Source organism: Xanthomonas arboricola pv. juglandis, assembly GCF_905367715.1.
In the GTDB taxonomy this organism is placed as follows: Bacteria; Pseudomonadota; Gammaproteobacteria; order Xanthomonadales; family Xanthomonadaceae; genus Xanthomonas; species Xanthomonas arboricola.
Genome location: NZ_HG999362.1, coordinates 304,182 through 330,387, shown reverse-complemented (window position 1 = coordinate 330,387; position 26,206 = coordinate 304,182). Strand labels below are relative to the sequence as shown.

26 protein-coding genes are annotated in these 26,206 nt (G+C 66.5%); 7 read left to right on the top strand and 19 right to left on the bottom strand.

Features of this window, described 5'->3' with window-relative positions:
- Positions 1-82 precede the first annotated feature (82 nt).
- Positions 83-712 (bottom strand): lysophosphatidylcholine acyltransferase, encoded by a 630-nt coding sequence (locus KHN93_RS01340; protein ID WP_039517673.1) that lies wholly within the window; start codon positions 710-712, stop codon positions 83-85.
- A gap of 2 nt (positions 713-714) precedes the next feature.
- Positions 715-1,146, bottom strand: coding sequence for an alternative ribosome rescue aminoacyl-tRNA hydrolase ArfB (arfB, locus tag KHN93_RS01335; protein WP_006449817.1), 432 nt, complete (start codon positions 1,144-1,146; stop codon positions 715-717).
- A 93-nt stretch (positions 1,147-1,239) separates the two neighbouring features.
- Between arfB and KHN93_RS01330 the strand changes: the two genes are divergently transcribed.
- On the top strand, positions 1,240-1,785 hold the full coding sequence (locus KHN93_RS01330; RefSeq protein WP_047126714.1) for a DUF2059 domain-containing protein: 546 nt from the start codon (positions 1,240-1,242) through the stop codon (positions 1,783-1,785).
- Between the two features lie 221 nt (positions 1,786-2,006).
- Here the strand turns inward: KHN93_RS01330 and KHN93_RS01325 are convergent, their stop codons facing one another.
- The 4 genes from KHN93_RS01325 to KHN93_RS01310 all read right to left on the bottom strand — a co-directional run bounded on the left by KHN93_RS01325 (position 2,007) and on the right by KHN93_RS01310 (position 5,853).
- A complete protein-coding gene (locus KHN93_RS01325; RefSeq protein ID WP_180968578.1) occupies positions 2,007-2,777 on the bottom strand; it encodes a pseudouridine synthase in 771 nt (256 codons plus the stop codon).
- A 76-nt stretch (positions 2,778-2,853) separates the two neighbouring features.
- On the bottom strand, positions 2,854-3,441 hold the full coding sequence (locus KHN93_RS01320) for an O-methyltransferase (RefSeq protein WP_211921636.1): 588 nt from the start codon (positions 3,439-3,441) through the stop codon (positions 2,854-2,856).
- Between the two features lie 97 nt (positions 3,442-3,538).
- Positions 3,539-5,212: a ubiquinone biosynthesis regulatory protein kinase UbiB gene (gene ubiB, locus KHN93_RS01315; RefSeq protein ID WP_024939032.1), complete on the bottom strand. Its 1,674-nt coding sequence runs from the start codon at positions 5,210-5,212 to the stop codon at positions 3,539-3,541.
- Entirely contained in the window at positions 5,209-5,853 is a 645-nt protein-coding gene (locus KHN93_RS01310) for a ubiquinone biosynthesis accessory factor UbiJ (RefSeq protein ID WP_046345336.1), read from the bottom strand. The genes ubiB and KHN93_RS01310 overlap by 4 nt, the downstream gene beginning before the upstream one ends.
- 193 nt (positions 5,854-6,046) lie before the next feature.
- On the opposite strand from KHN93_RS01310, the gene ddlA reads away from it, so the two are divergent.
- Positions 6,047-7,153, top strand: coding sequence for a D-alanine--D-alanine ligase (ddlA, locus tag KHN93_RS01305; RefSeq protein ID WP_211921634.1), 1,107 nt, complete (start codon positions 6,047-6,049; stop codon positions 7,151-7,153).
- Positions 7,150-7,632 (top strand): GNAT family N-acetyltransferase, encoded by a 483-nt coding sequence (locus tag KHN93_RS01300; RefSeq protein ID WP_211921632.1) that lies wholly within the window; start codon positions 7,150-7,152, stop codon positions 7,630-7,632. Before ddlA ends, KHN93_RS01300 begins: the two co-directional genes overlap by 4 nt.
- Before the next feature lie 117 nt (positions 7,633-7,749).
- Here KHN93_RS01300 and KHN93_RS01295 read toward each other — a convergent pair whose 3' ends face one another.
- Together KHN93_RS01295 and oleD are read right to left on the bottom strand one after the other, a co-directional pair.
- Complete coding sequence (locus tag KHN93_RS01295; RefSeq protein ID WP_003468167.1) at positions 7,750-7,908, bottom strand: DUF1328 domain-containing protein; 159 nt, start codon at positions 7,906-7,908, stop codon at positions 7,750-7,752.
- Positions 7,909-7,972: 64 nt separating this feature from the next.
- Complete coding sequence (gene oleD, locus KHN93_RS01290; protein ID WP_047126370.1) at positions 7,973-8,983, bottom strand: 2-alkyl-3-oxoalkanoate reductase; 1,011 nt, start codon at positions 8,981-8,983, stop codon at positions 7,973-7,975.
- 198 nt (positions 8,984-9,181) lie between these two features.
- On the opposite strand from oleD, the gene KHN93_RS01285 reads away from it, so the two are divergent.
- Complete coding sequence (locus KHN93_RS01285; RefSeq protein WP_244812185.1) at positions 9,182-10,363, top strand: serine hydrolase domain-containing protein; 1,182 nt, start codon at positions 9,182-9,184, stop codon at positions 10,361-10,363.
- A gap of 374 nt (positions 10,364-10,737) precedes the next feature.
- Here the strand turns inward: KHN93_RS01285 and KHN93_RS01280 are convergent, their stop codons facing one another.
- Together KHN93_RS01280 and oleC are read right to left on the bottom strand one after the other, a co-directional pair.
- Positions 10,738-12,285 carry a winged helix-turn-helix transcriptional regulator gene (locus tag KHN93_RS01280; protein WP_104561092.1) on the bottom strand — a complete coding sequence of 516 codons (1,548 nt, stop codon included), beginning with the start codon at positions 12,283-12,285 and terminating at the stop codon, positions 10,738-10,740.
- 14 nt (positions 12,286-12,299) lie between these two features.
- A complete protein-coding gene (gene oleC / locus KHN93_RS01275) occupies positions 12,300-13,952 on the bottom strand; it encodes an olefin beta-lactone synthetase (RefSeq protein WP_211921630.1) in 1,653 nt (550 codons plus the stop codon).
- A 312-nt stretch (positions 13,953-14,264) separates the two neighbouring features.
- Between oleC and KHN93_RS01270 the strand changes: the two genes are divergently transcribed.
- Positions 14,265-14,648, top strand: a complete 384-nt coding sequence (locus KHN93_RS01270) for a YkgJ family cysteine cluster protein (RefSeq protein ID WP_039529059.1) — start codon at positions 14,265-14,267, stop codon at positions 14,646-14,648.
- A gap of 145 nt (positions 14,649-14,793) precedes the next feature.
- Here the strand turns inward: KHN93_RS01270 and KHN93_RS01265 are convergent, their stop codons facing one another.
- From KHN93_RS01265 to KHN93_RS01250, 4 genes are all read right to left on the bottom strand, one after another.
- On the bottom strand, positions 14,794-15,696 hold the full coding sequence (locus KHN93_RS01265; RefSeq protein WP_039517700.1) for an alpha/beta fold hydrolase: 903 nt from the start codon (positions 15,694-15,696) through the stop codon (positions 14,794-14,796).
- Between the two features lie 127 nt (positions 15,697-15,823).
- Positions 15,824-16,993: a Fic family protein gene (locus KHN93_RS01260; RefSeq protein WP_211921628.1), complete on the bottom strand. Its 1,170-nt coding sequence runs from the start codon at positions 16,991-16,993 to the stop codon at positions 15,824-15,826.
- 115 nt (positions 16,994-17,108) lie between these two features.
- Positions 17,109-18,125, bottom strand: a complete 1,017-nt coding sequence (locus tag KHN93_RS01255; RefSeq protein WP_016903994.1) for a 3-oxoacyl-ACP synthase III — start codon at positions 18,123-18,125, stop codon at positions 17,109-17,111.
- A gap of 101 nt (positions 18,126-18,226) precedes the next feature.
- Entirely contained in the window at positions 18,227-18,547 is a 321-nt protein-coding gene (locus KHN93_RS01250) for a DUF4156 domain-containing protein (RefSeq protein WP_127159634.1), read from the bottom strand.
- 395 nt (positions 18,548-18,942) lie between these two features.
- On the opposite strand from KHN93_RS01250, the gene KHN93_RS01245 reads away from it, so the two are divergent.
- Both KHN93_RS01245 and KHN93_RS01240 read left to right on the top strand, forming a co-directional pair.
- Positions 18,943-19,404: an XAC0231 family protein gene (locus tag KHN93_RS01245; protein WP_211921626.1), complete on the top strand. Its 462-nt coding sequence runs from the start codon at positions 18,943-18,945 to the stop codon at positions 19,402-19,404.
- A 25-nt stretch (positions 19,405-19,429) separates the two neighbouring features.
- Positions 19,430-19,906 carry a tRNA (cytidine(34)-2'-O)-methyltransferase gene (locus KHN93_RS01240; protein ID WP_039517704.1) on the top strand — a complete coding sequence of 159 codons (477 nt, stop codon included), beginning with the start codon at positions 19,430-19,432 and terminating at the stop codon, positions 19,904-19,906.
- Positions 19,907-20,065: 159 nt separating this feature from the next.
- On the opposite strand, the gene KHN93_RS01235 is transcribed toward KHN93_RS01240, so the two are convergent.
- From KHN93_RS01235 to KHN93_RS01215, 5 genes are all read right to left on the bottom strand, one after another.
- A complete protein-coding gene (locus KHN93_RS01235; RefSeq protein ID WP_104561102.1) occupies positions 20,066-21,289 on the bottom strand; it encodes an MFS transporter in 1,224 nt (407 codons plus the stop codon).
- Positions 21,290-21,393: 104 nt separating this feature from the next.
- Complete coding sequence (locus tag KHN93_RS01230) at positions 21,394-22,026, bottom strand: hypothetical protein (RefSeq protein ID WP_211921624.1); 633 nt, start codon at positions 22,024-22,026, stop codon at positions 21,394-21,396.
- Positions 22,027-22,161: 135 nt separating this feature from the next.
- Positions 22,162-22,959: a hypothetical protein gene (locus KHN93_RS01225; RefSeq protein WP_211921622.1), complete on the bottom strand. Its 798-nt coding sequence runs from the start codon at positions 22,957-22,959 to the stop codon at positions 22,162-22,164.
- Between the two features lie 436 nt (positions 22,960-23,395).
- Positions 23,396-24,736 carry a sigma-54-dependent transcriptional regulator gene (locus KHN93_RS01220; RefSeq protein ID WP_211921620.1) on the bottom strand — a complete coding sequence of 447 codons (1,341 nt, stop codon included), beginning with the start codon at positions 24,734-24,736 and terminating at the stop codon, positions 23,396-23,398.
- Positions 24,721-26,163: a sensor histidine kinase gene (locus tag KHN93_RS01215; RefSeq protein ID WP_211921618.1), complete on the bottom strand. Its 1,443-nt coding sequence runs from the start codon at positions 26,161-26,163 to the stop codon at positions 24,721-24,723. Before KHN93_RS01215 ends, KHN93_RS01220 begins: the two co-directional genes overlap by 16 nt.
- Positions 26,164-26,206 lie beyond the last annotated feature (43 nt).

Genomic DNA, 26,206 nt, shown 5'->3' with positions numbered 1-26,206 from the left:
AGGCAGCGAGGTGCCTGGCGGCGCCGGTCATGAACGCAGTCGACCGGCAGCGACAAAACCTTTCAAGCACGCGGCCGCATTCTCACAGCGTATCGCGATGCTTGCCGCGCCATGGCCGGTACCAGGTGCGGATGGCGGCGATATCGGCGGCCATGTCGGTGCCGGTCCAGAATGGCTCACCGATACCCACGGTCTTGCTGGGGTAGTCGAAATACACCGGCAGGATCGGCACTTTGGAATCGGAGGCGATCTTCCAGAAGCCGGCCTTCCAGTGCTCCACCCGCTTGCGGGTGCCCTCGGGGGTGATCACGTACCACATCTGTTCGGAATTGCGGATCAGCCGCACCGCCTGGCCGATGGTGCCCTGCGGCGAGCTGCGGTCCAGCGGGATGGCGCCGAGCTTGCGCAGCAGCGGACCCAGCGGCCACCAGAACAGCTGCGCCTTGCCCAGCACGCGCACGTCGAAGCCCAGCGCGAACTTGGCCGCAAAGCCCAGGAAGCCGTCCCAGTTGGACGAATGCGGGGCGACGATCATCACCAGCTTGGGTTCGTCGGGCAGCCGCCCGAGCAGGCGCCAGCCGGTCAGACGCAGTGCCGTGCGCCCCAGCCAGCGGCCGAAGCGGCCATGGGCGCGTGGCATTCTGGGTGGAGAGGGCTGCAGCAGGATGTTGGCCTGTGTTACCGGTGGCAACGACGGGTCGGTCTGACTCACGCTTACTCCCAGTGGGACGCAGAGCGTCCACGCTTGATATGGCTGCGCTCACGCTTGGCATCCAGCCGCCGCAGCTTGGCACCATGACTCGGTTTGGTGGCGACCCGGCGCTTGGGCACCGACAGGCAGGCACTGATGATCTCGACCAGCCGCTCGCGCGCATCCTCGCGGTTGCGGTCCTGGGTGCGGAAGCGCTGCGCGTCGATCACCAGCACGCCATCGGCGGTCATGCGCCGGTCGCGCCGCGACAGCAGCCGCGCGCGCAGGGGTTCGGGCAGCGACGGCGACCCGGCCACGTCGAAACGCAGTTCCACCGCGGTGGAGACCTTGTTGACGTTCTGCCCGCCCGCGCCGCTGGCGCGCACGAAGCGCTCGACGATCTCGCTGGGCGGGATCGTCAGGCTGGGGGTGATCTGGATCGGGTCGCTGGCCATCGGGCCGATTGTATCGGCACCGGCATGGACGCGCGCGCGAACGCCGGCTTCCCGTATGCTGCGGCCGGTTCCCCGACTCTGCAGGATGCTCCGATGACACCGCCCCGTTCCGTTGCCGCCGCCCGCGCCTTGGCGCGCCGCCTGATCGTGCTGGCCGCGCTGGCACTGGCCACGCCCGCCGCGTTTGCGCAGGCGCCCAGCGATGCCGACATCAACCGTCTGCTGGCCGCCTCACGCGCGCAGACCATGCTGGACACGATGCTGCCGCAGATCGAGGCGATGCAGCAGCAACAGTTCGCCCAGCTCACCGCCCAGCGCCAGCTCGACGCCGACCAGCAGGCCCAGCTGCAGCGCATTCAGGAGCGCACCCGCCAGACCGTGCGCAAGGCGCTGTCGTGGTCGGAGCTGCGCCCTATGTATGTGGACATCTACAAGCGCTCGTTCTCGCGCGAGGACGTGCTGGCCATGGCCGAGTTCTACGAGAGCTCGGCCGGCCAGAGCCTGCTGGACAAGACCCCGGCACTGACCCAGAACCTGATGGGCGCGATCCAGCAGAAGATGCTACCGCTGTTTGCCGACCTGCAGAAGGATCTGGAGAAGATCGTCAATACGCCGGCGGCGGCACCGCAGAAGCCCTGAAGGGCGGGGATTGGGGAATCGGAACAGCGTGCCTGCTGTGGCGGTTGCTGCTTGCGACGGTGGCGGTAGTGGCGCTGACGACGATTGCGCCAACCCGCTTGTCCCACTCGGTGAGGAGGCGCTTGGCCCCTCTCCTGCGGGAGAGGGGATGGAGTGAGGGCACGGTTGCGCGGATTTCCAGCAGATCGAGTGGGCGTGTTGACTAGTAGCCGCAGACCGCATCAAGCCGTCTGCACCGCTCCCAGCGCGGCCATCTCCCACCCGAGCAATGCGCAGGCCTTGGAAAATTCCACATCCAGCGGCGCGGTGACGCTGATGCGCTGCCCATCGGCCGGATGCGGAAACCCCAGCCGCTCGGCGTGCAGCAGCATGCGGTGGATGCCAAGCATGCGGAAGCTGCGGTTGTGCCGGCCATCCCCGTGGCTGGTGTCGCCGATCATGTGGTGCGACAGGTGTTTCATGTGCCGGCGGATCTGCCGGAACCGCCCGGTCTGCGGCTGGCAGCGCAGCAGCGCATAGCGCGAGGTGGCAAAGCCGGTGGACGGGATCTCCAGCTCGCCGGTGGCCAGGCGCTGGAAGTGCGTCACCGCCGGCTTCTTGACCGGCTTGCCGGGGCCGCCGTCCAGATCGTGGTCGACGATGAAGCGCTCCTCGGCCGGCCAGCCGCGGCAGACGGTCAGATAGTCCTTCTCCAACTCGCCGGCCATCAAGGCCTTGCCCAGCGCGCTGGCGGCCTCGCGGTCGAACGCCAGCAGCAGGCAGCCGCTGGTCGCTCGGTCGAGCCGGTGCACCAGAAAGATCGGCCGGCCCAGCTGTTCGCGCAGGCGGTCGGCCAGGAAGTCGTCCTCCCCGCGCGCCAGCTTGCTGTCGTGGACCATCAGGCCGGCGGGTTTGTCGACGACGGCCAGGAGCTCGTCCTGGAAGAGAATCTGCAAGTGCTTGGGGGATGTGCTCACCGGCGGATTATCCGCATCGTCGACACCGCATGCCACTGCGCCGCCGCGCCGTATGGCGCATGCCGACCACGCGCCTTGAGGCCTGAGGGCGTGGCAGCTCGGCGGCGCACCCTCAGGCCGCGCCGCACACCGCCAGCAATTCGCCCTTGCCCACCGGCACCACGCTGCAGGTGACTGCCGGATCGTCAGCCAGCAGCGCGGTGAATGGCGCCAGTTCGTCGGCATGCGAGAGCGCATTGTCGACCACCAACAGGCCACCACCGCGCAGCACGCGGCGCAGTGCCGGCCACCAGCGCACGTACTCGCCACGCGCCGAATCCAGGAAGACCAGATCGATGCTGGCGCTGGCGGCCTGGGTCAGCCACGCGCCGCCGTCGCCGTGTACCACATCCACCGACGCGGCCAGGCCGCTGCGTGCAAGCGTGGCCTGCGCCAGGGCCACCTTGTCGGCCGCAAGCTCCACCGTGGTGACCTGCCCACCGATTGCGGCCGCCGCTTCGGCCAGCCACAGCGTCGAATAACCGTTGGAGGTGCCGATTTCCAGCACGCGCCGCGCAACGGTGGCACGTACCAGCACGGCCAGCAATTGCCCGGTGTCGTGCGTGATGTTGAGCATGCGCCGGCCACGCTCCAGCTGCTGCGCATCGTTGTCGCTACCGAACCGTGCCAGTTCGTCCTTCAACGCCTGCAGATCGATCATCACTACCTCGCCGGGGACGGCTTCGTCATCGTGCCGCTGCAGGCGCTGCCGCTATCCAGCCGGATGCGGCAGGCCGCCTGCGCAGTGCTTGAGTGCTTCAGCGCCGCAGCCAGGCGACCAGCAGGGCCACCGAGCCGGCGCCGCCGCTGACCCAGCTCCATACCGGCACCGTACCCAGGTACCAGCCATTCGGGTGCAGGCCATACAGCACGGCAGCCACCACCAGCAGGCCGCTGCCGGTGATGGCAGTGACCACGCGCGTCTGCAGCTTGCGCAGGCTCAGGTCCAGTGCGCGCAGCTCGGCCGAGCGGATGTCGATCTGGTGGCGGCCTTCCACCTGCTGCTTCAACCAGCTGTGCACCAGGCGCGGCATGTCCGGCGCATGGGTCATGATTTCCGGCAGGCGCTTGCGCAATTCGCCGAGCACGCGGCGTGGGCTGTAACGCTCGCGCAGGATGCGTTCGAGCACCGGCCGCGCCACCGCCCAGATATCCAGCCTGGGGTCGAGCTGGCGACCGACGCCTTCGATGTTGAGCAAGGTCTTCTGCAACAGGATCAGCTGCGGCTGCAGCGTCAGTTCGTAGCGCTGCGCGACGCGGAACAGCTTGATCAACACTTCGGCCAGCGAAATTTCCGACAACGGGCGGGTGAAGTACGGTTCGCACACCGAGCGCGCGGCCGCCTCCAGTTCGTCGATGCGCACGTTGTCGGGCATCCAGCCCGCCTCCACGTGCAGCTCGGCCATGCGGCGGTAATCCTTGTGGAAGATCGCCATGAAGTTCTCGGCCAGGTAGTACTGATCTTCCTGCGAGAGCTGGCCCATGATGCCGAAATCCAGCGCGATGAAACGCGGATTGAGCCGGCGCTCCGGATCACTGTCGACCCAGATGTTGCCGGCATGCGCATCGGCATGGAAGAAGTTGTCGCGGAACACCTGCGTGTAGAACACCCGCACGCCCTTGGCCGCCAGCGCCTTGCGGTCGATACCGGCCGCATCGAGCTTGGCGATGTCGTCGGACGGAATGCCGTACACGCGCTCCAGCGTGAGTGCACGCTCGGCGGTGTGCGACCAGATCACCTCGGGCACGTACAGATCGTCCGAGCCTTCCCAGAACCGGCGTAGCACGCTGGCGTTAGCGCCTTCGCGCTGCAGGTCGAGTTCGGCCGACAGGGTGCCTTCGATCTCGGCCACCACTTCGCGCGGCCGGATCTTGTCCGCGCGCGGGTGGGTGCGTTCGACCAGCGTGGCCAGCGACTGCAGCAACGCGATATCGGCATCGATCTGGCGCTCGATATCCGGGCGCAGCACCTTGACCACCACCTCGCGGCGCACGCCGTTGGCATCCGGCGGCAAGGTGGCCGCGTGCACCTGCGCGATCGAAGCCGAGGCCAGCGGCACGGTATCGAACGCGGCAAACGCCACACTCACCGGCAGGCCCAACGCGCGCTCGACGATCAGCCGCGCCGCTTCGCCGTCGAAGGGTTTGACGCGGTCCTGCAGCAGGGTCAGTTCATCGGCCACGTCGGCCGGAATCAGGTCGCGCCGGGTCGACAGGATCTGCCCGAACTTGACGAAGATCGGCCCCAGCTCCTGCAGCGCCAGCCGCAGCCGCGCACCGCGCGATTGCGCGGCGATCTCGGCACTGGCGCGTGGCACGAACGGCTTGGCCAGGCGCAGCCAGCGCTCGGCCGGCGTGTCCTGCAACAGGTCGTCCAGGCGATAGCGCAGGATCACCCGGCCGATGCGGCTGGCCCGCAGCAGCGCCTTCATGCCGCACCTCCGGCCGCGCGCAGGCGCGCCACGCGTGCGGCCAGCCGTTCGACGTCGTCGCGCAGTTCATCGACATCGTCGTGAAAGGCGTCCAGTTCGGCGCGCGGCACCACGTCGCGCGATTCCTCGGTCACGAATTCGGCCGCGCTATGCGCCAGATCCACCGCGCTGCGCCGCGCCTGCTGCAGCGCTGCACGCACCGCATTGGCGATCTGCACGCCGAGGATCTCGCCGAACACCGCCACGAACGGCAGCTGCCAATCCGGATCGAAACGGCCGGCCAGTTGCTGCAGCTGGCGCGCCAACTCGGCATCGCCGGACACCTTGAGCCGCCCGGCCGGTGCGCCGCTGCGGCGCGCGTTGGCCAGGAACGGCAGCTGGCCGAGCAAACCGGCCAGGCTGCTGCGCACGGCTAGGTCCGGCTCCTGCGCCTGGTCGACCGGCCCGACCAGCAAGCGGCGCTCGTGCACGCGGATCTGCAGGGCCAGCGCAGGTGCCTCCAGGGTCAGTGCGATGCGTTGGCCTTCCAGTGGCAGCAGGGCGTCGCGGGTATCGGGGTCCAGTGCCAGCGCGCGGTTGAGCGCGGCTTGCAGGGCCTGGCCGGCGAGCGGCTTGAGTGAGTTGAACAGGGATCCGGGCATGGGCGCATTCTACCGTCCCCGCATGTCGCCACTGCTTGACGGTGGTGTGGCACGTGCAAGCCGGAGGCCGGGGTGGCGATCATGGCAGGGCGCCTTGTGACCAGGCCGCGTGTCTTGGTCAGGCAGGACTTCCTTCGGCGCGCCTGCCGCGGGCATGCTGGCGACCTCATCATGCAGGTGGCAGGAGCAGGCAATGCGCAAGATCCGGGTCGGTCTCATCTTCGGCGGCAAATCGGCCGAGCACGAGGTCTCGCTGCAATCGGCGCGCAACATTCTCGATGCGCTGGATCCGCAGCGCTTCGAGCCAGTGCTGATCGGCATCGACAAGCAGGGCCAGTGGCACGTCAACGACCCCGACAGCTTCCTGCTCAATGCCGATGACCCGACCCGCATCGCCCTGCATCGCAGCGGTCGCGGCGTGGCCCTGCTGCCGGGCGCGCAGCAACAGCAGCTGCGCCCGACCCAGCCGGAGCAGGCGCTGGCGCAGATCGATGTGGTGTTTCCGATCGTGCATGGCACGCTCGGCGAAGACGGCTCGCTGCAAGGGCTGCTGCGTATGGCCAATCTGCCCTTCGTCGGCTCCGGCGTACTCGGCTCGGCGCTGGCGATGGACAAGGACCTGGCCAAGCGCGTGCTGCGCGATGCCGGGCTTGAGGTGGCGCCGTTCGCCTGCTTCAACCGCCACACCGCCGCACATGCCGACGTGGATGCATTGATCGTGCAGTTGGGTTTGCCGTTGTTCGTCAAACCGGCCAACCAGGGTTCGTCGGTCGGTGTCAGTCAGGTGCACAGTGCCGATGCATTTGCCGACGCGCTCGCACTGGCGCTGGCATACGACCACAAGGTGCTGGTGGAAGCGGCGATCGCCGGGCGCGAGATCGAATGCGCCGTGCTGGGCAATGCCACCCCACAGGCCAGCGTGTGCGGCGAAGTGGTGGTGCACGACGCGTTTTACTCCTACCAGACCAAGTACATCAGCGAACACGGCGCCGACATCGTGATCCCGGCCGACATTGATGCGCAGACGCAGCAGCGCATCCAGCAGATTGCGGTGCAGGCCTACCAGGCGCTGGACTGCGCCGGCATGGCGCGTGTGGACGTGTTCCTGTGCGCCGATGGCCGCATCGTGATCAATGAGGTCAACACATTGCCGGGCTTCACCCGGATCAGCATGTACCCCAAGCTCTGGCAGGCAAGCGGGCTGGACTACCGCAGCTTGATCACCCAGCTGATCGAGCTGGCACTGCAACGGCATGCTGACGATCAGCTGCTGCGCAGCGCGGTCGAGCCAGGCGCATGAGCCAGGCCCTTGTGCGCACCGTGCAACCGCACGACCACGGCGCACTGCTTGCGCTCAACAATGCGCACGCCACCGAGCTGTCGTTGCTGAATGCCGACGGGCTGGCTGCATTGCTGCAACTGGCGTGGCACGCACGCCTCGTCGCGCCGGCGGATGGCCTGCTGATCGCGCTGGATCAAGGCGCGGCCTACGCCAACCCGAACTTTGCATGGATGGCGCAGCGCTTCGCGCGCTTTGTCTACATCGACCGCATCGTGATCGCCGCGCATGCGCAACGGCGCGGGCTTGCCAGGCAGCTGTATGACGAGCTCATCCACGCCGCGCGTGCAGCGGCACAACCGCGCCTGGTCTGCGAGGTCAACCTGCTTCCACCCAATCCGGCATCGCTGGCGCTGCATCTGCAGCAGGGTTTCCAGCCGGTCGGCGATGCGCTGCTGGGCAACGGCAAGCACGTGCAATATCTCGAAAAACTGCTTTAAAACAAAAGCGATTCAACGATGGAGCGTCCAGAATGCACATGGCCCGCCTCCTTGCGGAAGCGGGCCATGCGAGCGTCGACCGGCAGCGCCGCTGCCGTGACGTATCGCAGCTAGGCGTTATACCTTGCCGCGACGGAACATCGAGATCACAGCCAGGATCAGGAACACCACGAACAGGATCCAGGCGATGTTGGTCGCCGCACCGGCGATACCGCTGAAGCCCAGCACGGCGGCGATGATGGCGATGACGAAGAAGATGATGGCGTAATGCAGCATGGCAAGGATTCCAGAAGTTGTCGTGCCGAATCGGCGCAGACGTATCCTGAAGATGTGGCGGTCTTTATCGAGTGATGGCGATGTCGTTGGAAGATGAGGATCGCAGTCGTTGCAGCCCTTCTTCGATGCTGACCTGCGGCACATAGCCGAAGTCGCGACGCGCCGGCTCCATGCTGTACCAGTGCGGCGTGCACAGCTGTTCCACCAGAAAACGCGTCAACGGCACTTCGCCAGGCAGACGCAACAGTGGCCACATGGTCTCGCAGATTGCACCAATTCTATACGCGGTCTTGAACGACAACGAACGCGTCACCGCCGGTGCATCCACCGCAGCCAGCAGGCGATTGAGCAACTCGCGCATCGGCAAGGGCTCGCCGTTGGAGATGAAGTACGCCTTGCCCGCACACGCAGCACCTGCAGCGAGATGTGCGAACGCATCGAAATGCGCCTGCGCGGCGTTGTCGATGTAGGTGCTGTCCACCAAATTGCTGCCGTCGCCGACCATGCGCAGCCGCCCGGCGCGCGCGCGCGCGGCCAGACGCGGCAACAGATGATTGTCGCCCGGCCCCCAGATCAGGCGCGGACGCAAGGCCACCGTCGCCAGTTGCGCATCGTTGGCCGCCAGCACCGCGCGCTCGGCGATCGCCTTGGTCGCCGCGTACGCCGCGCGCAGGTCCTCGCCATACGGCACTTCGTCGGCGCCCAGCCCTTCCACCGGATTGGTGGCGCGGTGGGTCACGCTGGGCGTGGAGGTATAGATCAGGCGCGACACACCATTGGCCCGACACGCGTCGAGCACGTTCTGCGTGCCCACCACATTGGCTTGGTGATAGCTGTCATAGCTGCCCCACGCACCGGCCTTGGCCGCGTTGTGGAAGACCGCATCGATGCCGGCGAAGGCATGCCGCACCGCCTGCGGATCGGCCAGGTCGCCACGGATCTGGCCCACGCCCAAACTCTGCAGCACCGGATAATCGCCGCGCTGGAAACTCACCACCTCGTGCCCACGCGCGATCAAGCCGCGGCACAACGCCTGGCCAAGAAAGCCACCACCACCGGTTACCAACACCTTCATTGCGCCACACCCATTGCTCCTGCAGGGCGCACACAATAGCCGGACCGGACCGTTATCGCGACGCGGCGCAGACGGGTAACCGTTTGCGCCAGACGCAAGCCATTGATCGCAAAGAGCTTCATAAATCTTCATCGAGACATCAGGCAGTTCATTCGCACCGCTGGCGTCATGGTGGCTCCGTCGATCTCTGGAGCCACCATGACCCGCCCGTCTCTGCTGTTACCCGCGCTATTCGCCATCTCTGCGCTGCACGCCGCACCACCTGTTGCCACGCCCAGAGCTGCCACGCCGACGGCCACCACTCCGGCACCTGCAGCTTCAACGGCCGCCACGCCACCTGCTCTGGATGACGGCTGGCCGGTCGCCAGCGCGGCCGCCCGTGGCTGGAGCCGCACCGTGCTCGCGCAGATGGAACAGGCGCTGGCCGCCGATCTGGCGCCATCCACCACCAGCGTGCTGATCGTGCGCGACGGTGTGCTGGTCTACGAAAACTACCTGGGCGGTGCCGATCGCCAGATCTTGCACGACACCCGCTCGCTGACCAAAAGCGTCACCGGGTTGCTGGTCGGTGCGGCAATCGAGCGCAAACTGATCCCAAACGCGCAGGCCAAGGTCTACGACTACTTTGGCGATCGCCAGTGGCAGCATCCCGATCCGCGCAAGCGCGTCATCAGCATCGAGGACCTGCTGACGATGAGCTCGCAGCTGGAATGCAACGACGACAACGAATTTTCTGCCGGCAACGAAGAGCGCATGTACGTGAGTGCAGACTGGACCCAGTTCGCCCTAGATCTGCCGATCCGTGGCTACGCGCCTTGGATGCAGCGGCCTGCGCAAAGTCCGCACGGCCGCGCGTTTTCGTACTGCACGGCAGGCTCCTTCCTGCTCGGTGCATTGCTGGAAAAAGCCACAGGACAGCGGTTGCAGGCATTCGCAGCCCAGGTCCTCGAAACGCCGCTCGGAATCACGCAGGCGCAATGGAACGTCTCGTCCGAAGGAGTGGGTATGGGCGGTGGCGGCACCCGTTATCGCAGCCGCGACCTGGCCAAACTCGGTCAACTGCTGCTCGCACAGGGGCGTTGGCAAGGCCGCCAGGTCATTCCCGCAGACTGGGTGCGGGCGATGACCAGCGTGCATGCGCAGGCACGCGAGGATGCCGATTATGGCTATCAACTCTGGCACTTCCTGTTTCCTGTACGCGGCGTACAACGCGACACCTGGGCGATGTCCGGCAATGGCGGCAACTACGTATTCGTCGTGCCCGAAGAGCGGTTAGTGGTCGTGCTCACCCGCCGTGCCTACAACACCCGGCAGATGCACCAGCAATCACACCGGTTGCTGACCGACTATGTGCTCAATGCGCTCCCCGAAAGCAACTGACAGACGCATCCACACCGCTCGATCACTTCTCGACGTGGCCAAGAGTTTGCGCTTTTAGCGTCGTTTGGATGCTGCCAAGGGAATCCAATGCCCTAACGCTTGCGGGACGCGCCGTAACTCCGTCCCCAAAGGCTCCTTGGCAGCATCCATGCCGCCAAGGGCCCCGCAAGCGGTAAGGACATCTCACCTGCCAACATGGTCGTGTGCGGATGGGAACCACAAGCCGGCTGCGCCCGGCTGGCGGCGTGCTTAGCAGTTTTCCAAGGCGGCTCACCATACGACTGCGCAACCAGCAAGCGCAGTTGTTCTATGAGGCACGCAGCGCATGCAATGCGATTTGAGCATGCAGCGCACAAACGACACATTGCAGTGTCTTAGCCCCGCTCGGACGTCGCTTCTGCCGGCGGCAGATTGCGCTCACGCAGCTGCGCACGCTGGGCAGCAAGATCGGCATCGATGCGTGCCAGCAGCGCAGCAAACTCCGGTAGCGTGCGCAGCGGTTGCAGCAGCGGTGACTGCCGCAGATAGCCGGCGTTGCGGTAGCCGGCGGCTTCGGCACGCTGCAGGGCGCGCATCGCTGCATCCGGCGCCTCTGCACACAGCAGCAATACCGCCGCATCGACTGCATCGAACGGATCGCCACCGCGCTCCACGCTGACCAGCAATTCCTGTGCGCGCGCCTGCAGCGTCGCGGCTGCCGGTGGCGGCTGCGCCTGCAGCGTCCACGCCACGGTCTGCGCAAAGCTGCCTTGTGGACGCAGCTGCGCCGCCCGTAGCACCGCTGCATGTGCAAGCGCCTTGTCACCACGCACCCAGGCAAGTTCGGCCTGTAGCAACGACAGCCCCGCATACTCGGTGCCGCGGCCCAGCGCCTCGCTCAAGGCGGTCTGCGCTTCAGCCGCGCGGCCATGGTCGAACAGGAACCTGGGCCAGGCCAGATTGGAGAACGGGTCGTCCGGATACAGTTGAAAATTCTTTCGGTAGCGCGCCTCGGCGGCACTCGCATAGCCGAGCAGGCTCAGATTGCTGGCGATCTGGATCCGCAAGAACCGCACGCGCGAGGGATCGCGCACCGCCAGATTGGCCACCAGCGCCTGCACCAGTTTCCCCTGGCGTTCGTACAGATAGGCGGCCGAGCCGCGCACCGCATCGGCAGCGGGATCCAGCTGCAACGCCTGCTCGTAGGCCGCCAGCGCATCGCCATTGCGACCCTGACAATCCAGTGCGTAGCCACGCGCCGCGTATGCCGCGGCAAGACGCGGCTGCACGGCCAGCACCACATCGGCCAGTTGCAAGGCCTGCTGCGCAAACGCCGCATCGGCGTCGTATTGGCACACGCGCGCACTGTAGGCGTGACTGAGGCCGAGTTGAGCCTGCCGATCGTCCGGTGCTTGCTGCAAGCGTTGCCGATACAGCCCGATGGCGCGTTCGTTGTCGTCGCGCTGACCGATGCCGGCATAGTAGTCGGCACGCTGCAACAAGGCCGATTGTGCTGGCGGGGTGTCACGCGACTGCAGCCGCCAGGTCGCGCCAACGCAGAGCAGCACCACGCCTGTCGCAATGATCCAGGCACCACGCCGCCGCACCCCAAATGCAGGCGAAGCCTCTTCCAACTGTACCGGCACGCATAGTTGATAGCCCTGCCCGCGCACCGAGCGCAGGTAACGCGGCTGGCGCGAGTCGTCGCCCAAGGCCTGCCGCAGCAGGCGCACACGTTGGGTGACGGTTTCTTCGTTGACCAGCGCAGGTGCCCACACGTTCTGGATCAACTCGTCGAAACCGACCACCCGCTGCCCCTGCTGCAGCAAATAGTGCAGCAGGCGGAAACTCAACCCGCCGACCTCCAGTGCGACGCCGTCACGCTCCACACGCTGGCGCGCCACATCGATGCGCAGGTCATCCAGTCGATAACGCGCGCGCATCGTGAGGCTCGGCGCTACTGCTGCGACGCCCAGATCGCCAGCGTTTCGCGGCCGATCTTGGCGTTGTGGCGAATATCCACCGGAAATCCGGAATGGCGCAGGAAACGCGTGACTCCAGCCGTGTGCGGGTGCGCAGCGCCCAGCGCGCGCAATGCGGTTTCCACTTGTGCAAATGCCGATGCCGGCACGCCAGGCTGCAATTCCACGCACAGCACCGGCTGTTGCTGTCCGGGTGCGCCGACACCGACCAAGGCGGTGCGCCGCACCTGCGGATGCACGTTGAAGACCGGCTCCACCTGCTCCGTGTAGAGCGGGCCGGTGGCGGTTTCCACGCGGTGGGTCTTGCGCCCGCAGAACCACAAGCGCCCTTCGGCATCGAAGTAGCCCACATCGCCCATGCGATGCACGATGCGTTCGCTGCCATCCGCGTTGCGCTCGCGGATCTTGGCAATCCGCGTGGCCGCGTCGCGGTTGAAGTAGGTGTCGGTGGTGGTGGGGCCAGCGACGGTGATCTCGCCCACCTCGCCCGCCGCCAGCACGCGCGCGCCGCTCCACTCGGGAATGGCCGCATCGTCGATGGCGATGATGCGCACCTCGTTCGGCGCGACGACCTGACCGACGCAGGTGCCGGCACCGGCCTCGGTGGCCGCGCGGGTGGCGTCCAGCGTACGCCCTTCAATCGCTGCCACCGGCAGGCATTCGGTGGCGCCATACGGCGTCCAGAATTGCGCATCTTCCGGCAGCAACGCGCGGATCTTGGCCACCACGTCCGGCGGCACCGGCGCACCGGCCGAGGTGGCCAGGCGCACGTTTGGCAAGGGCTGGCCGTAGTCGGCCAATACGCGCATCAATGCCGGCGAGCCGAACAACTGCGTGACTCCGAAGCGGTCGATCGCATCGTGCAGCTTGCGCGGATCGGCAGTGGCCGGGCGGGTCGGATCCATGTCCGGAATCACTGAGGTCAGCCCCAGTGCCGGATCGAACAGGGCAAACGGCGGGAATGTCGGCAGATCCACACCGCCGGGCTGCATGCCGAAGGCATTGCGCAGCAATTCGATCTGGCCGACGAAATGCCGGTGGCGGTACACCACACCCTTGGGCACGCCGGTCGAGCCGCTGGTGAACAGGATGGCGGCCACATCGTCCGGCCCGGTGTTGGCCAGCTGACTGCCGGCGCCGGCGCCATCGCGCTCCACGCGCGCCAATGTCACCCCGCCCCAGCCGTAACGGCCACCGACGCTAACGATCTGCTTTGCAGAGCGCGCCCACCGCAACAGACGACGCGCCAGCTGCGCAAGCGGAATGCCGATAAACGCCTGCGGCTGCGCTTCGTCCAGGCATTGCTTGAGCGCACGCTTGTCGATGCCCGGATCCACCAGCACCGGCACCGCACCGGCCTTGAACAAGGCAAACATCAGCAGGAAGAATTCCGGCGACGGGCGCACCATCACCACCGCGCGCGCACCGCGTCCGATGCCGTGCAGGGCCAGACCGGCAGCGATCGCATCACTGCGCGCGTCCAGCTCGGCATAGCTCAAGGTCACATCGTAGGCGGCAAACCCGTTGGCGGCGCGGCGGCCCGGGCAACGGATGGCGATCTGCTCGGGGCGCTCGCGCGCGAGTTCCGGCAGGGTGGCGGCGATATTGCAGAGAGTTGTCGTAGTCATTGCCGCATTATCACCCATGCGCCGACGGTGCCGGCCGCTTGATCGCGCTCAAGTCAGCTGCGCTGGTGCGTGCCCCCATCGCAGCGATGGCTGACGCGGTGATTGCGCGTCATCGAGCCGCAACGATGCAGCGTAGTGCTCACTCGACATGCCCTGCCCTGCGCAAGGCGCAGCGCCTTGCACACACGCGCTGCGTCGAGCGACGCAGATGAACCACTAACCGGCGCATGGCGGTGCCACTTGTATCGCAGCGTGGTTCGGTCAGAATGCCGCGCTCACCACGTTGTTTCGCCGCGCAAGGCCCGGCATTCCATGGCACATCCCTGCCTTACCTGCGGCGCCTGCTGCGCCTACTTCCGCGTCAGTTTTCACTGGAGCGAGGCCGATCCCGCATTGGGCGGCAGGGTACCGATCGAGCTGACCGATGCGCTGCGCACGCACGAGCGCGTCATGCGCGGCACCTCGCAATCGCAGCCGCGCTGCATCGCGCTGGACGCAGACATCGGCCGCTACAGCCGCTGCAGCATCCATGATCGCCGGCCCTCCGCCTGCGCCGCCGTGCCGGCCTCGCTGGAATTCGGCCAGCGCAGCGCGCAATGCGACAAATCCCGGCTGGCGCACGGCCTGCACGCGCTGACTGACGCCGACTGGCTGGGCGTGGACGAGGCCCAACGCAATCCGCTGCCACCGTTGTAACGGCCATCGCTGCGAGTGACTACACCATCCACTCGCAACGTCCAATAGAGCGACGGCATTGCCGGTCCCATCCACTAGTGCATCCGCGTTCTGCACACCGCAGGCCCTCACCTAGCGAGCGCCTGCGCGGCGATGCCAGCAGCGCTTACAGCGGGTTGCGCTCCAGAAATGCACGGATCGCCGGCACCAGCACTTCATGCTTGTCTTCCAGCACGTAGTGATTGGCATCGTCGAACGCGGTGACCTCGGCATTCGGTAGTGCCTTGCGGAAGCCGGCCAGGAAATGCTTGTCGAAGCAGATATCGCGCAGGCCCCAGGCGATGAACGCCGGGCGATCGGCGAACGACGGCAATGCCTGCGCCGAGCGCTCCAGCAGTGACCAGGCCTGGTCGGCGGGCGACAGCGGAATATCCTGCATGAAGCGGATGGTGGAGATGCGGTTGCGCCAATTGTCGTAGGGCGCCACATAGGCGCGACGCACCTCCGCCGGCATCCGCCGCGACACGCCGAACCAGGACGCGCCGGAGGAAAACGCATTGAACGTGCGGATGAACCACTCGCCCGGCCCCCAATGCCGGCCCATTGCGATCTGCCACGGCATCGGTTTTTCCGGCGGCAACGGGAACGCAGCGGTGTTGGTGATCACCAGCCGCTTGACCTGCGCATGATGTGACAACGCCCAGCCGAACCCGATCATGCCGCCCCAGTCGTGTACCGCCAGCGTGACCGGACCGGTGATGCCCAGATGCCGCAACAACGTGTCCAGATCATCCACGCGCGACTGCAGCGTGTAGTCGTAACGCGGCTGCGCGTCGGGCGCATCGTCCGGCTTGTCGGACAGCCCCATGCCGATATGGTCCGGCACGATGCAGCGGTAACGATCCGACAGGCCGCTCACCAGGTGTCGCCACAGATAACTCCATGACGGATTGCCGTGCAGCATCACGACCACCTCGCCATCGCGCGGACCTTCGTCCAGATACGACATCGCAATGCCGGGACGCACCTCAAGGCGCTGGGGAGTGAAGGGATAGCCGGGGTAGTTCATGGATCTCTCTATTTGCTAAAGCTTGGGCTGGGTGAGTGGCAAGTCGCCAGCTACATCGCCACGACAGTATCGAAAATACGCTGGATGTCCCTGCATCGTCGGCAACGGCCGTGCGCAAACGCATCGCTCACAGCGGCTGCGCTCCTTCGCTGAGGATGTCGAGATAGGCGTGATAGGCAAAAATACGATGCCGCTGCTGGCCGGTGAGTTCGTTGACGATTTCCAGCTCCTGCAGGGTGCGTACTGCGGCACGGATGGTGGGCGCACTCAACGACAGGGCGGGCGCCACTTGCGGCACCGCCAACACCACGCGCCGCGCGAACTGCTCAAACACCAGGCCAACGTTGCCTGCTCGCTGGCCCAAAGCGGCAATGCGGGCCCGATCACGTGCCAACAGTGCCAGCAGGCGCTGCGCGGTGTCGACGGCTTGTTGCGCGGTCTCTGCCACACCATCCAGAAAGAAGCCCAGCCATCCTTCCCAGTCACCGTTGAGTCGCACCGCATTGAGGCGATCGTAGTAATCGGCACGACGGCGCTTGAAATACAGGCTCAGATACAGGCTGGGCTCCCGCAGCACGCCTTCGCTGCACAGGATCAAAGTAATCAACAGCCGTCCCAGGCGCCCATTGCCATCGCTGAAAGGATGGATGGTTTCGAACTGCACATGGGCAAGCGCCGCCTTCACCAACGGCGGCATCTGCCCCTGCGGCGCATGCAGAAACTGTTCGAGTGCCGACAGCGCGTCGGGCAATGCATCTGGCGGTGGCGGAACAAAGTGCGCAAGTGCAGGCGAGACCCCGCCTACCCACACCTGACTCCGGCGGAATTCACCTGGCTGCTTGCCGGCACCACGCCCACCCTGCAGCAACAGCGCATGCATCTCGCGGATCAAACGCAGCGACAGCGGGAAATCGTCCTCGCGCAGGCGCCGCAAGCCATGGTTGAGGGCCGCGACATAGTTGGACACTTCTTCGACATCGTCGACAGGCACGCCCGGTGCCGCATCCATCTCGAACAGCAACAGGTCCGAGAGCGATGACTGGGTTCCTTCGATCTGGGACGACAGCAAGGCTTCCTTGCGGATGTACTGATAAAGAAACAGTTCCGGGTCGGGCAGCATCAGCGTGATGCCGTCCAGTCGCCCTAGTGCCTGGTCGGCGCGCTCTTTGCGCGCCACCAGTTCGGCCTGTGCGAAATCCAGCGCCGGCACTGGCGGCAACGGATCAGGGACGAACGCCTGGTAACGGCTCCCTGCGAGAGCGCCAGCAACATAGTGTCCGGTGATGCGCGGAGCCATCGTCTTTCCTTACAGACCGCAACTGTTCCTGCAAGGAAACTTAGATACCACTTTTTTTCCTAAGCAGTGATATTGCCCGGCGTACAAGAGCATCGGCCGGGCACTATCACACGCATTACCAGACCACTTCCGCCATCGAGCAGTTCAGGCCAGAACCAATCCCCATCAGCGCGATGCGGTCGCCCTTCTTCAAGCGGCCGAGTTCCTTGAGCTTGCTCAGCACGATCGGTACCGAAGCAGGGCCGATATTGCCGTGTTCGCCGAAGATCGTCATGACCTTGGCCGGGTCGATGCCGAACGACTTCACGAACGAAGCGGTATGCGGGCGGCTGACCTGGTGGATGACGAACTGGTCCAGCTCGTCCACCGCCCAGCCCATTGCCTGCTTGGCAGCCAGGAAGGTCTTCTGCGCCAGCTTGATGCCTTCGATCAGCAACAGGCGGGTGTCGGTGACCATGCGGTCCAGGTTGCCGCGGCACAGCTTGTTCCACTCGGTGGCCGAGCGGGTCACGCCACCCTTGTAGCGCGGGGCGTCGGGCACCAGCTCGGTGCGCGCCATCACCATCGCTGCGGCACCGCAGCCCAGGGTCAGCGCGGCGAGTTCATTGCGGAACTCTTCTTCGGTGACGTCGGGCGAGGTCATGCGCTCGAGGGTCTTTTCGTACACCAGGTTGGCGGTTTCGCCATCGACGACCAGCGCATAGTCGATCTCACCGCGCTCAAGCATGCGGGCGGCGATGTCCATGCCATTGATGAAGGCAAGGCAGGCGTTGGCGACGTCGAAAGTGACGCAGTGGTCGCCGACCCCGAGGTTGCCGGACACGATGGAGGCGGTGGACGGCTCCAGGTAGTCGCGGCTCACCGAGGTGTTGACCAGCAGGCCGATCTTCTCGATGCCGATGCCGGCGTCGAGCAGTGCCTTGCGCGCAGCCTGGGTGGCAGCGTCCGAGGCCTGGACATCTTGGTCCCACAAGCGCCGTGCATGAATACCGGCAACGTCGCCCAACACGTCGGTTCTGATGCCGAGGCGGTCGTAGGTCGGTTGCAGGCGCTCGTTGATTTCCTTGGAAGTCAGCGTGTGCGGCGCATCAATATGCGCCAGTCCCGCGATGGAGACATTCTGGAAGAGCATCGAAGTAGCGCCATGGCGTCAGGCGAGGGGGCGCTAGTCTAGCCGCTGGCTGGTTTTACCGCATCTTTACAATTGCAGCGGCCGCGCCCCAGCCCAACGGTTCAGCGCGGCGGGCAGCGGAAGGCGTTGAAGCGCTGGCTGCCATCGGCCGGCTGACCCTGCGCCTGCACCGTATTGGCGCTGGCGCCCGGCGCCTCGTTGCGTGCCAGCGTTTCCAGTTCTTCCTGCACCCGCAACGGGTTGCGGTTGTAGAAGCCGACCTTGCTCTTGACCGACACCACCACCTCGCCCTGCTGCTGACAGCCAGCTGGCACAGGGCCTGCGGGCAGCACCTGCACGCCTTTGCCGCTTTGCTCGATCGGCACCCAGGTGCAGGCCGTGGCAGTGGTGGCAACCAGAACAGACAGCATCAGCACGCGCATAAGTCTTAGACACCTGAGGACGAAGCCGGATTGTGCCGCAGTTGCCGGGTGGCGATCGGCGTGCGCTGCATGACCGCACGCCGCGCATTCAGCGCGCTGAACACCAAGCAGATCGTCGTGTTCTCTCGCTTCGGCCGGTGTCCGGCGCCCGCAACCGCGTCCGGGTGTCCGGACGCGGACACCGCTGCGGCGCATAAATCCCTTTAAAAACAATCCACTGGAACTGGCACGTGGTTTGCTGCATGGAATGGGCAAGCAGCGGGAAGCGACCTCGATCAATGAAAATGACTGCCAGCTGAATAAATAAAACTGCGCCGCGAAAATTATTGCATTTACCGGAACGGTGTACTACCTTACTACCACACCACTGATCGCCCACACCAAGAGACCTCGCCATGAAGACCCAGACCCTGCGCATCGCCCTCTCCGCCGCCCTGTTTGCCGGTACCGCCCTGGCCGGTTTCGCCCAGGCCGCCAGCCTGACCACGCTGGACACCGTGCAGGTCCGCCCGTCGGCCGACCAGATCGCCCAGCAGGCGCTGGAGCGCAGCAGCGACATCCCTACCCTGGCCGCCGTGCAGGTGCGTCCGTCGGCCGAGCAGCTGGCCGCCCTCGCCGCCGAGCAGGCCGGCCCGCGCATCCTCACCCTGGCTGCGGTGCAGGTGCGTCCGTCCGCCGACCAGCGCGCCGACCTGGTGACCCGCAACGCCGCTGCCAGCGCGCAGAGCACCTCCGGCCAGGCTGCTGCCGCCATCGGCGCGCTGATGGGCCAGGTCATCGTCAACCTGCCGGTGCCGCAGCTGCAGCCGTCGCCGGTCGAACTGGAAGCGCTGGTCAACGCCGCCATCCGCCTTTGAGCACGCGCGCAGCTACACTGCGCGCATGTCAGCCCCCGTCCTCGATGTCATCCTGTTTCAGCCGGAAATTCCGCCCAATACGGGCAATGTGATTCGCCTGTGCGCCAACACCGGCGCGCGCCTGCACCTGATCGAGCCGCTCGGCTTCGACCTCAGCGACAAGCAGCTCAAACGCGCCGGCCTGGACTATCACGAATACGCAAGCCTGCAGGTGCATGCCGACCTGCCCACCGCCCTGGCCGCGATCGCGCCCAAGCGCGTGTTTGCACTGAGTACGCGCAGCACCGTGCGTTACGACACACCGCAATTTGCCGATGGCGATGCCTTCCTGTTTGGCCCGGAAACACGCGGCTTGCCCGCCGACGTGCTGGAGTCGATCCCGCCACAGCACCGGCTGCGCCTGCCGATGCGCCCGGACAACCGCAGCCTCAATCTGTCCAACACTGTTGCGGTGATGGTGTTCGAAGCCTGGCGTCAGTGGGACTTCAGCGGCGGCCGATAACCGTGGCGATGCAGACGGCTGGCTGACTGCGGCATCGTCCGCCCCGATCCCGGCGCGCAGCATGGTTCCCGTACCGGTCTGTCACTCAACGCGTGCTCCGCGCGTATGTCAGTCGCGGGCGTTGCCGTTTGCGTGCTGCTCCGCGCCGCTGCCATGACCTCATTGCATCACCTGGGCATCGGTCGCTGCCTGCAACATGCCGCGGCAGCCTGCCCAGAGCGCCACCGCCAGCAGGGCGATGGCGCCCAGCGCTAGAAACGCGATGCGATAGCCGAAGGCGTGCGCCAGCCAGCCGCCCAAGGCCGGGCTCAGCGCCGCGCCCACACCTTGCACCGTCATCACCGCGCCCTGGCCGACATTGACGCGCCCGGTGCCCTGCAGCAATCGCGCCACCAGTGCCGGCACCACCACGGCCTGCAGGCCGGCGCCAAGTCCGTCGAGGATCTGCACCGGAAACACGCCCCAGCCATGGATCAGCGACGCCGCCACCAATGCACGCAGCGGCAAGGCCATGAAGGCCACCAGCAGCACCCACCAATGTCCGTGCACGCGGATCCAGCGCATCGCCAGCAAGGCCACCACCACCATCGTGGCCTGCGCGACCACGATGGTGGTCGCCGTCAGCGCGTTGGCATCGCCCGCATGCGCGGCCACGATGGCCATGCCGTAGAGCGGCAGCATCGCCGCATTGCCCAGGTGGAACAGCCCCAGGGTGATGGCCAGCAAGGCCAGTGGCCGGCAGGTCAACAACACCCGCCACCCGCTGAGGGTGTCCGCGCCGTCGGCATGGCCCAGGCCGCGCGCGGCACGATGGTCGATGGCCGCAGCTGGAATCATCAGCACCGCCGCGATCGCCAGCACACCGAACGCGGCGGTGAGCACGAACACCGCCGCAAACCCGTAGCGCCAGCCCAGCCAGCCGGCCAGTACCGCAGCCAGCATGTTGCCGGCGTGGTTGGCGACCTGATTGCGCGCCAGTTGATGATCGAATCCGCGCGCGTGCACCAGCCCCAAGGTGATGCCGGTGAGTGCCGGGCCGATGCCGGCTGCCGCCAACGCCGAGACGATCTGCGCGGTGACCACACCGGAGGAGGTCGGATGCAGCCAGATTAGCGCCGTGGCCAACAGGATCGCCAGGCAACCGACCACCACCACGGCGCGCTTGCGCCGGGTGCTATCGACCAGTGCACCGGCCGGGGTGGTGGCGAGCATGCCGGCGATGCCGCCCACGCTCATCACCGTGCCGATCGCCGCCACCGACCAGCCCCTGGATTGCAGGAATACGCTGAGAAATGGCCCCAGGCCGTCCTGCACATCGGCCACGCTGAAATGCAGCGCCTCCAGTGCGCGACTGCCACGGGGACGCGGTGTGCTCATGCGCATCGGCGCTCTCCACGAAACGATGAAAGGCGACTGCGCGCGCCGGCCTGCATGTGCGACCCGATTGCGGTCGCACGGCGCCAGCACGGCAGTCGCATTGCAGGCTGCTAGCGCTTCGGCTTCGGCTTCGGCTTCGGCTTCGGCTTATGCGCACCCGGACCATGCGGATGCTCGATCTGCTTCAGCGACGCGGCCTTGGCGCCCAAGGCATGCGCGTGGACCAGCACGCCGTGCGGGGTCGTCCTGGTATCGCCTTCGGCCACCAGCGCCTTGCCGACCACCAGCTGTTTGGCGAAGTCCTCTCCGGCATGCGGTGGGAACCGCACCGTGACCTCGTCGTCCAGCAACACGCCGTGCACCTGCCCGTGCGGGCCGTGCAGCAGGCGCGCGATGGTGCCGCTGTGCTGGGTGAGCTGCGGCTTGGGCGGCTTGCCGGCGGGCGGCTTGGGCTTGGGCTTGGCATGCGGCCCATGCGGGCCTTCATCGACGATGCGCTTGCCACCCTCCGGATCAATCGCCAGGGCCACCAACATGTCCACATCGCGCGGCTTGAGGCCACGCACGCTCAAGGTGCTGCCGGGCTTGAGTGCCTTGAGCAAGGCGGCGGACAGGTGCGGCGGCGTGTGCACCTCGGTGCCGTCGGTCAGCAGCAGGCCGTCGATATCGGCCTTGGGATTGAGCAGAAAGCGCGCCAGCGTGCCGCGGGTTTCGGGAAGGAAATCAGGGTCGACCCAATGCATGAAAAACTCCAGAGAAGTGAGAACCGGCCGATGCCGGCAAGCCGCGCCCGTCGCCACGCATGCGGCGTGGTGAACAGGTGCGTAGAGGGGAACGAAACGATGTGAGCGCCGCCGCGTGGGCGGCGGCGCCCTGGATCAACGCGGCGCCGGAGCCGGCGCTGGTGGTGCGGCCGGCGGGACAGGCGGGGCCGGTGGTGCGGGCGGCACCGGGCCGTCGGGTCGCGGCGGGCTGAACAACGCACGCTGCGAGGCGCGATCACGGCCCAGTTGGGTGGCTTCGATGGCGCGGCCGTTGGCGGTGGCAACCCCGAAGCCGCTCACGCTCAATGGCGCACCGGCCCGCAACAGATCGCCGAACTGCAGCGCCAGATGCGGCGGCATCCGCACCAGCGTGCCATCGCTCAGCAACGCGCCATTGGTCTCGCCACCCGGGCCGTAGACCAAGCGCTCGATGCGTCCTTCCGCCTGCAACGGCGTCAACGCGGCAGGTGCTGGCGGCACCGGCGGCATGGCGCCTGTCGGCGGCTGGTCGACCACTTCGCGCCCACCACGATTGGAGCGGATGCTGCTGGCGCGCAGCACCGGCAGGCTGCCCAGGCGATAGCCCTGCACGCTCACCGTATCGCCACGGCGCACCGCAGCCTGCAACTGTGCGGACAGATGCGGTGCAAACGCCACCTGGGTGCCATCGCGCAACCACAGGCCGTCGACCTCGCCATTGGGATTGAGCATGAAGCGCTCGACCGTGCCGGTGATGCGCACCGGGGTGGCGGCCAACGGCGCAGGCGGTGCGGGCGGCACCGGCGGGGCCGGCGGTGGCGTGCCGACCGGCGCACGCGGCGCCACCGGTGCTGCCGGCGGTGTGGGAGCCTGCGCGGCAGCGGTCGCCACGCTGCAGGCCAGTGCAAAAGCAAGTGCGGTCTGACGAATCATGCGATGTCTCCAACGCGGCAGGAGCGCCGCTCGCCCTGGAGATAAAGCAGCAATCGTGCCAACAGCGAGTCCGTTGTTTTATAAGGGTTTTGTGTCTGCACGCGCGCGGACAATCGTCTGCGTTTCATCCACCACTGTCCGCTTTGCAGACACTTTGCAGCTGGTTGCGTGTCACCCCTGCAAGGCAAGAACGTGCCTAGCATCCTCGACGGTAGCGTGCGCGTGCCGATGTCCGGGCTGGATCTCGAACGCGTGGTGCTGCGCTTTCCGGCTGCACCGTTTGCTGGGGGAAGGCCATTGGCCAATGCTGCGAGTGGCAGCGGCGGCATGCAACCAACAGGTGCGCATGACAACAGGTGCACGTGCTGCTGTGCGCGTACTGCGTCGTGACCGAAGCGGCAGCCTGCAACCATCGCGTCCGGTCTGATCGCTGCAACTACTGCAGGCCGTACTCATCGAGCTTGCGGTACAGCAGCTGGCGATGAATGCCGAGCCGGCGCGCGGCTTCGGCGCGGTTGCCGCCACTGTGCGCCAAGGCGTCCTGGATCATCTGCCTTTCCAGCCGCGCCACCGCCTCGGGCAAGGTGCCTTCCAGTGGCGCTGCAGTCACGGGCTGCTCGGCATCGTACTCGAGCGCGTCGTCCAGATCCGCGGCAACGATGCTGTGGCCGCGCACCAGCAGCTGGCTGCGTTGCATGACGTTACGTAGCTCGCGCACGTTACCGGGCCACGGGTAGGCCAGCAGCCGCGCTTGCGCGTCCGCCGACAGCGCGCGCGCCGCGCCTTCGCCGCTGCGCAAAAAATATTGCGCAAGCAGCACGATGTCCTGCCCGCGTTCGCGCAGCGGCGGCAGTTCGATCGGCACCACATTCAGGCGATAGCGCAGATCGCTGCGGAACTGTCCTGCCGCCACCCACGCCGCCAGATCGCGATGCGTGGCTGCCAGCACGCGCACATCCACTTTTTGCGCGCCGCGCCCGCCCAGCGGCGTTACTTCGCCCTCCTGCAGGAAGCGCAACAACTTGGCCTGCATCGGCAGCGGCATGTCGCCGATCTCGTCCAGGAACAACGTGCCGCCATCGGCTTCGCGAATCAGGCCGATGCGATCGCTGGTCGCCCCGGAAAAGGCGCCCTTGCGATGGCCGAACAATTCGCTTTCCATCAACTCCAACGGGATCGCCGCACAATTGACTGCCACGAACGCCGCATTTGCGCGCGCGCTGGCGCGATGCAGGGCGCGCGCGACCAGTTCCTTGCCGGTGCCGGTTTCGCCGGTGATCAACACCGGCAGATCGGAAGCTGCCGCCAGCCCGATGCGTTTATGCACGGTACGCATCGCCGGACTGTGGCCGACCAGGCCGTCGTCGTCGTCGGAAGGTTCGCTCGCTGCGGCATCGGCGTCGGCATCGGCGCGACTTGCCAATGCACGCTCCACCACCTCGACGATATCCGCACGCCCCACCGGCTTGACCAGGTGATCGAATGCACCCAGCGTCATCGCTTCGATGGTGTTGCCGCTGGAGGCGTACGCGGTGAGCATCACCAGCGGCACCTGGCGCGCGCGGGGATCGTCCGCACGCGCACGCAGCACCTGGATTCCGTCCATGCCGGGCATGCGGAAGTCCACAAACGCCAGCTCGATGCCGCCCTCGTTCAGGCGCAGCAAACCGTCGGCGCCGTTGTCGACCGCGATCACCGTATGGCCGAGTGAGCGCAGCGTTGCCTGCAAGGTGGTCAGAAACGCCGCATCGTCGTCGATGATCAGGATGCGCGCCATGGCAGCTCCAGAATGAAATGGGTCATACCGTCGGCGTGTGCGTAATGCACCTGCCCGCCATGCGCACGGGCGATCTCGCGCACCAGCGCAAGCCCCAGGCCATTGCCGTCGGCGCGACCGCTGACGAACGGCTCGAACAATTGCGAAGCGATGGCATCGGCGATGGCCGCGCCACGATTGCTCACCCGTAGCTGCAACAACCCATCGCTGGCGCTGGCCTCCAGTGTCACCGCGCTGCCTGCATCGGCGTGCTGGAGCGCGTTGCGCAGCAGATTGTGCACGGCACGGCCGAGCTGCTGCGGATCGAGCATCCACTGCAGCGGCGCGTCCGGGACGCGCAGCTGTGGCGCCGGCGCGCCCGGCGGCAGCACGGCAGGATCGAGCAAGCTCGCCAGCCAGTCCTGCACCATCACCGTCTCCAGCTGCAGCCGGATCGGCTGCACCATGCCGAGCAGGCTTTCGACCACCCCATCCAGGCGACGGATCTGCCCCAGCATCAGCTCACCGTGCGCGGCATCGTCCGGCGTGCCCTGGCGCGTGGCGATTTCGTTCTCCACGGCCAGGCGCATCGTGGCGATGGGGTTGCGAATCTCATGCGCCACCGTGGCGGTCAGGCGCCCGAGTGCGGCCAGCCGCTCGTGCCGTGCCAGCTCGTCGGCCAGCCGCCGCGTCTGCGCCAAGGCCTGCGCATTGCGCTGTGCGTAATCGCTGACCGCAGCGCCCAGCCGGTCCAGCTCGGGTGCGCCGGTGACCGGTATCTGCGGGAGTTCGGTATCGGCGGCCAGCGCCTGCTGGATGCGCTGCAGGCGCTGACTCCAGCGCCGTACCACCACGCCAAGGGCAATCGCCGACACCGCCACCATGGCGAAGATCAGCAGCATGCCGATCGCCAGTGGCCGCCAGGCATCGGAGGTGCTGGCCGGCACCCGCGACATGGTCCAAGCGGCGGTTCCCGCGGCCAATGGGCAGGCGCTGATCAACACCACTTCGCGGCTGCCGTCGCGACGAAAATCCACGGCCTTGTTGCCCACCGCACTCTGCCGCGCGGTACTGACGATCGTGGTCCACTCGGCGGCCGGGATATCGGTCTTGTGATCGCTGCCGTCGTAGGTGGGATAGGCGTAGGCAACGAATCCCTTGTCGAGGTTCCACACCCCGCCCTCCACACCGGGCGCATCGGCCAGCACCAGTTGCACCACCACCGCGGCCAGCCCGGCGCCATTGTCGCCGCTGCGCGCCGCCTCGCTTGCGCCGGCGTAGCGCTGCACGATGCGTGCGCATTGCGCGGTCAATTGCTGGCGCGCATCGTCCAGTCGCACGCCTTCGGTCTGTCGGTACAGGCCATACAGCATCGTGGCCACGCCCACGCAGGCAGCCAGGATCACCACCCAGATCAGCAGCAGCTGGCGCAACAACGAACGAGGCATGCGAGGGTCCGGTAAAGACGTACAGTTTCAGAACGCGGTAACT

Excerpts from the sequence above, each read along its gene's own strand:
- arfB (WP_006449817.1), bottom strand. The coding sequence starts at position 1,146 with ATGGCCAGCGACCCGATCCAGATCACCCCCAGCCTGACGATCCCGCCC.
- KHN93_RS01330 (WP_047126714.1), top strand. The coding sequence starts at position 1,240 with ATGACACCGCCCCGTTCCGTTGCCGCCGCCCGCGCCTTGGCGCGCCGC.
- KHN93_RS01320 (WP_211921636.1), bottom strand. The coding sequence starts at position 3,441 with ATGATCGATCTGCAGGCGTTGAAGGACGAACTGGCACGGTTCGGTAGC.
- ubiB (WP_024939032.1), bottom strand. The coding sequence starts at position 5,212 with ATGAAGGCGCTGCTGCGGGCCAGCCGCATCGGCCGGGTGATCCTGCGC.
- KHN93_RS01310 (WP_046345336.1), bottom strand. The coding sequence starts at position 5,853 with ATGCCCGGATCCCTGTTCAACTCACTCAAGCCGCTCGCCGGCCAGGCC.
- ddlA (WP_211921634.1), top strand. The coding sequence starts at position 6,047 with ATGCGCAAGATCCGGGTCGGTCTCATCTTCGGCGGCAAATCGGCCGAG.
- KHN93_RS01300 (WP_211921632.1), top strand. The coding sequence starts at position 7,150 with ATGAGCCAGGCCCTTGTGCGCACCGTGCAACCGCACGACCACGGCGCA.
- KHN93_RS01295 (WP_003468167.1), bottom strand. The coding sequence starts at position 7,908 with ATGCTGCATTACGCCATCATCTTCTTCGTCATCGCCATCATCGCCGCC.
- oleD (WP_047126370.1), bottom strand. The coding sequence starts at position 8,983 with ATGAAGGTGTTGGTAACCGGTGGTGGTGGCTTTCTTGGCCAGGCGTTG.
- KHN93_RS01285 (WP_244812185.1), top strand. The coding sequence starts at position 9,182 with ATGACCCGCCCGTCTCTGCTGTTACCCGCGCTATTCGCCATCTCTGCG.
- KHN93_RS01280 (WP_104561092.1), bottom strand. The coding sequence starts at position 12,285 with ATGCGCGCGCGTTATCGACTGGATGACCTGCGCATCGATGTGGCGCGC.
- oleC (WP_211921630.1), bottom strand. The coding sequence starts at position 13,952 with ATGACTACGACAACTCTCTGCAATATCGCCGCCACCCTGCCGGAACTC.
- KHN93_RS01270 (WP_039529059.1), top strand. The coding sequence starts at position 14,265 with ATGGCACATCCCTGCCTTACCTGCGGCGCCTGCTGCGCCTACTTCCGC.
- KHN93_RS01265 (WP_039517700.1), bottom strand. The coding sequence starts at position 15,696 with ATGAACTACCCCGGCTATCCCTTCACTCCCCAGCGCCTTGAGGTGCGT.
- KHN93_RS01260 (WP_211921628.1), bottom strand. The coding sequence starts at position 16,993 with ATGGCTCCGCGCATCACCGGACACTATGTTGCTGGCGCTCTCGCAGGG.
- KHN93_RS01255 (WP_016903994.1), bottom strand. The coding sequence starts at position 18,125 with ATGCTCTTCCAGAATGTCTCCATCGCGGGACTGGCGCATATTGATGCG.
- KHN93_RS01250 (WP_127159634.1), bottom strand. The coding sequence starts at position 18,547 with ATGCGCGTGCTGATGCTGTCTGTTCTGGTTGCCACCACTGCCACGGCC.
- KHN93_RS01245 (WP_211921626.1), top strand. The coding sequence starts at position 18,943 with ATGAAGACCCAGACCCTGCGCATCGCCCTCTCCGCCGCCCTGTTTGCC.
- KHN93_RS01240 (WP_039517704.1), top strand. The coding sequence starts at position 19,430 with ATGTCAGCCCCCGTCCTCGATGTCATCCTGTTTCAGCCGGAAATTCCG.
- KHN93_RS01235 (WP_104561102.1), bottom strand. The coding sequence starts at position 21,289 with ATGCGCATGAGCACACCGCGTCCCCGTGGCAGTCGCGCACTGGAGGCG.
- KHN93_RS01230 (WP_211921624.1), bottom strand. The coding sequence starts at position 22,026 with ATGCATTGGGTCGACCCTGATTTCCTTCCCGAAACCCGCGGCACGCTG.
- KHN93_RS01225 (WP_211921622.1), bottom strand. The coding sequence starts at position 22,959 with ATGATTCGTCAGACCGCACTTGCTTTTGCACTGGCCTGCAGCGTGGCG.
- KHN93_RS01220 (WP_211921620.1), bottom strand. The coding sequence starts at position 24,736 with ATGGCGCGCATCCTGATCATCGACGACGATGCGGCGTTTCTGACCACC.
- KHN93_RS01215 (WP_211921618.1), bottom strand. The coding sequence starts at position 26,163 with ATGCCTCGTTCGTTGTTGCGCCAGCTGCTGCTGATCTGGGTGGTGATC.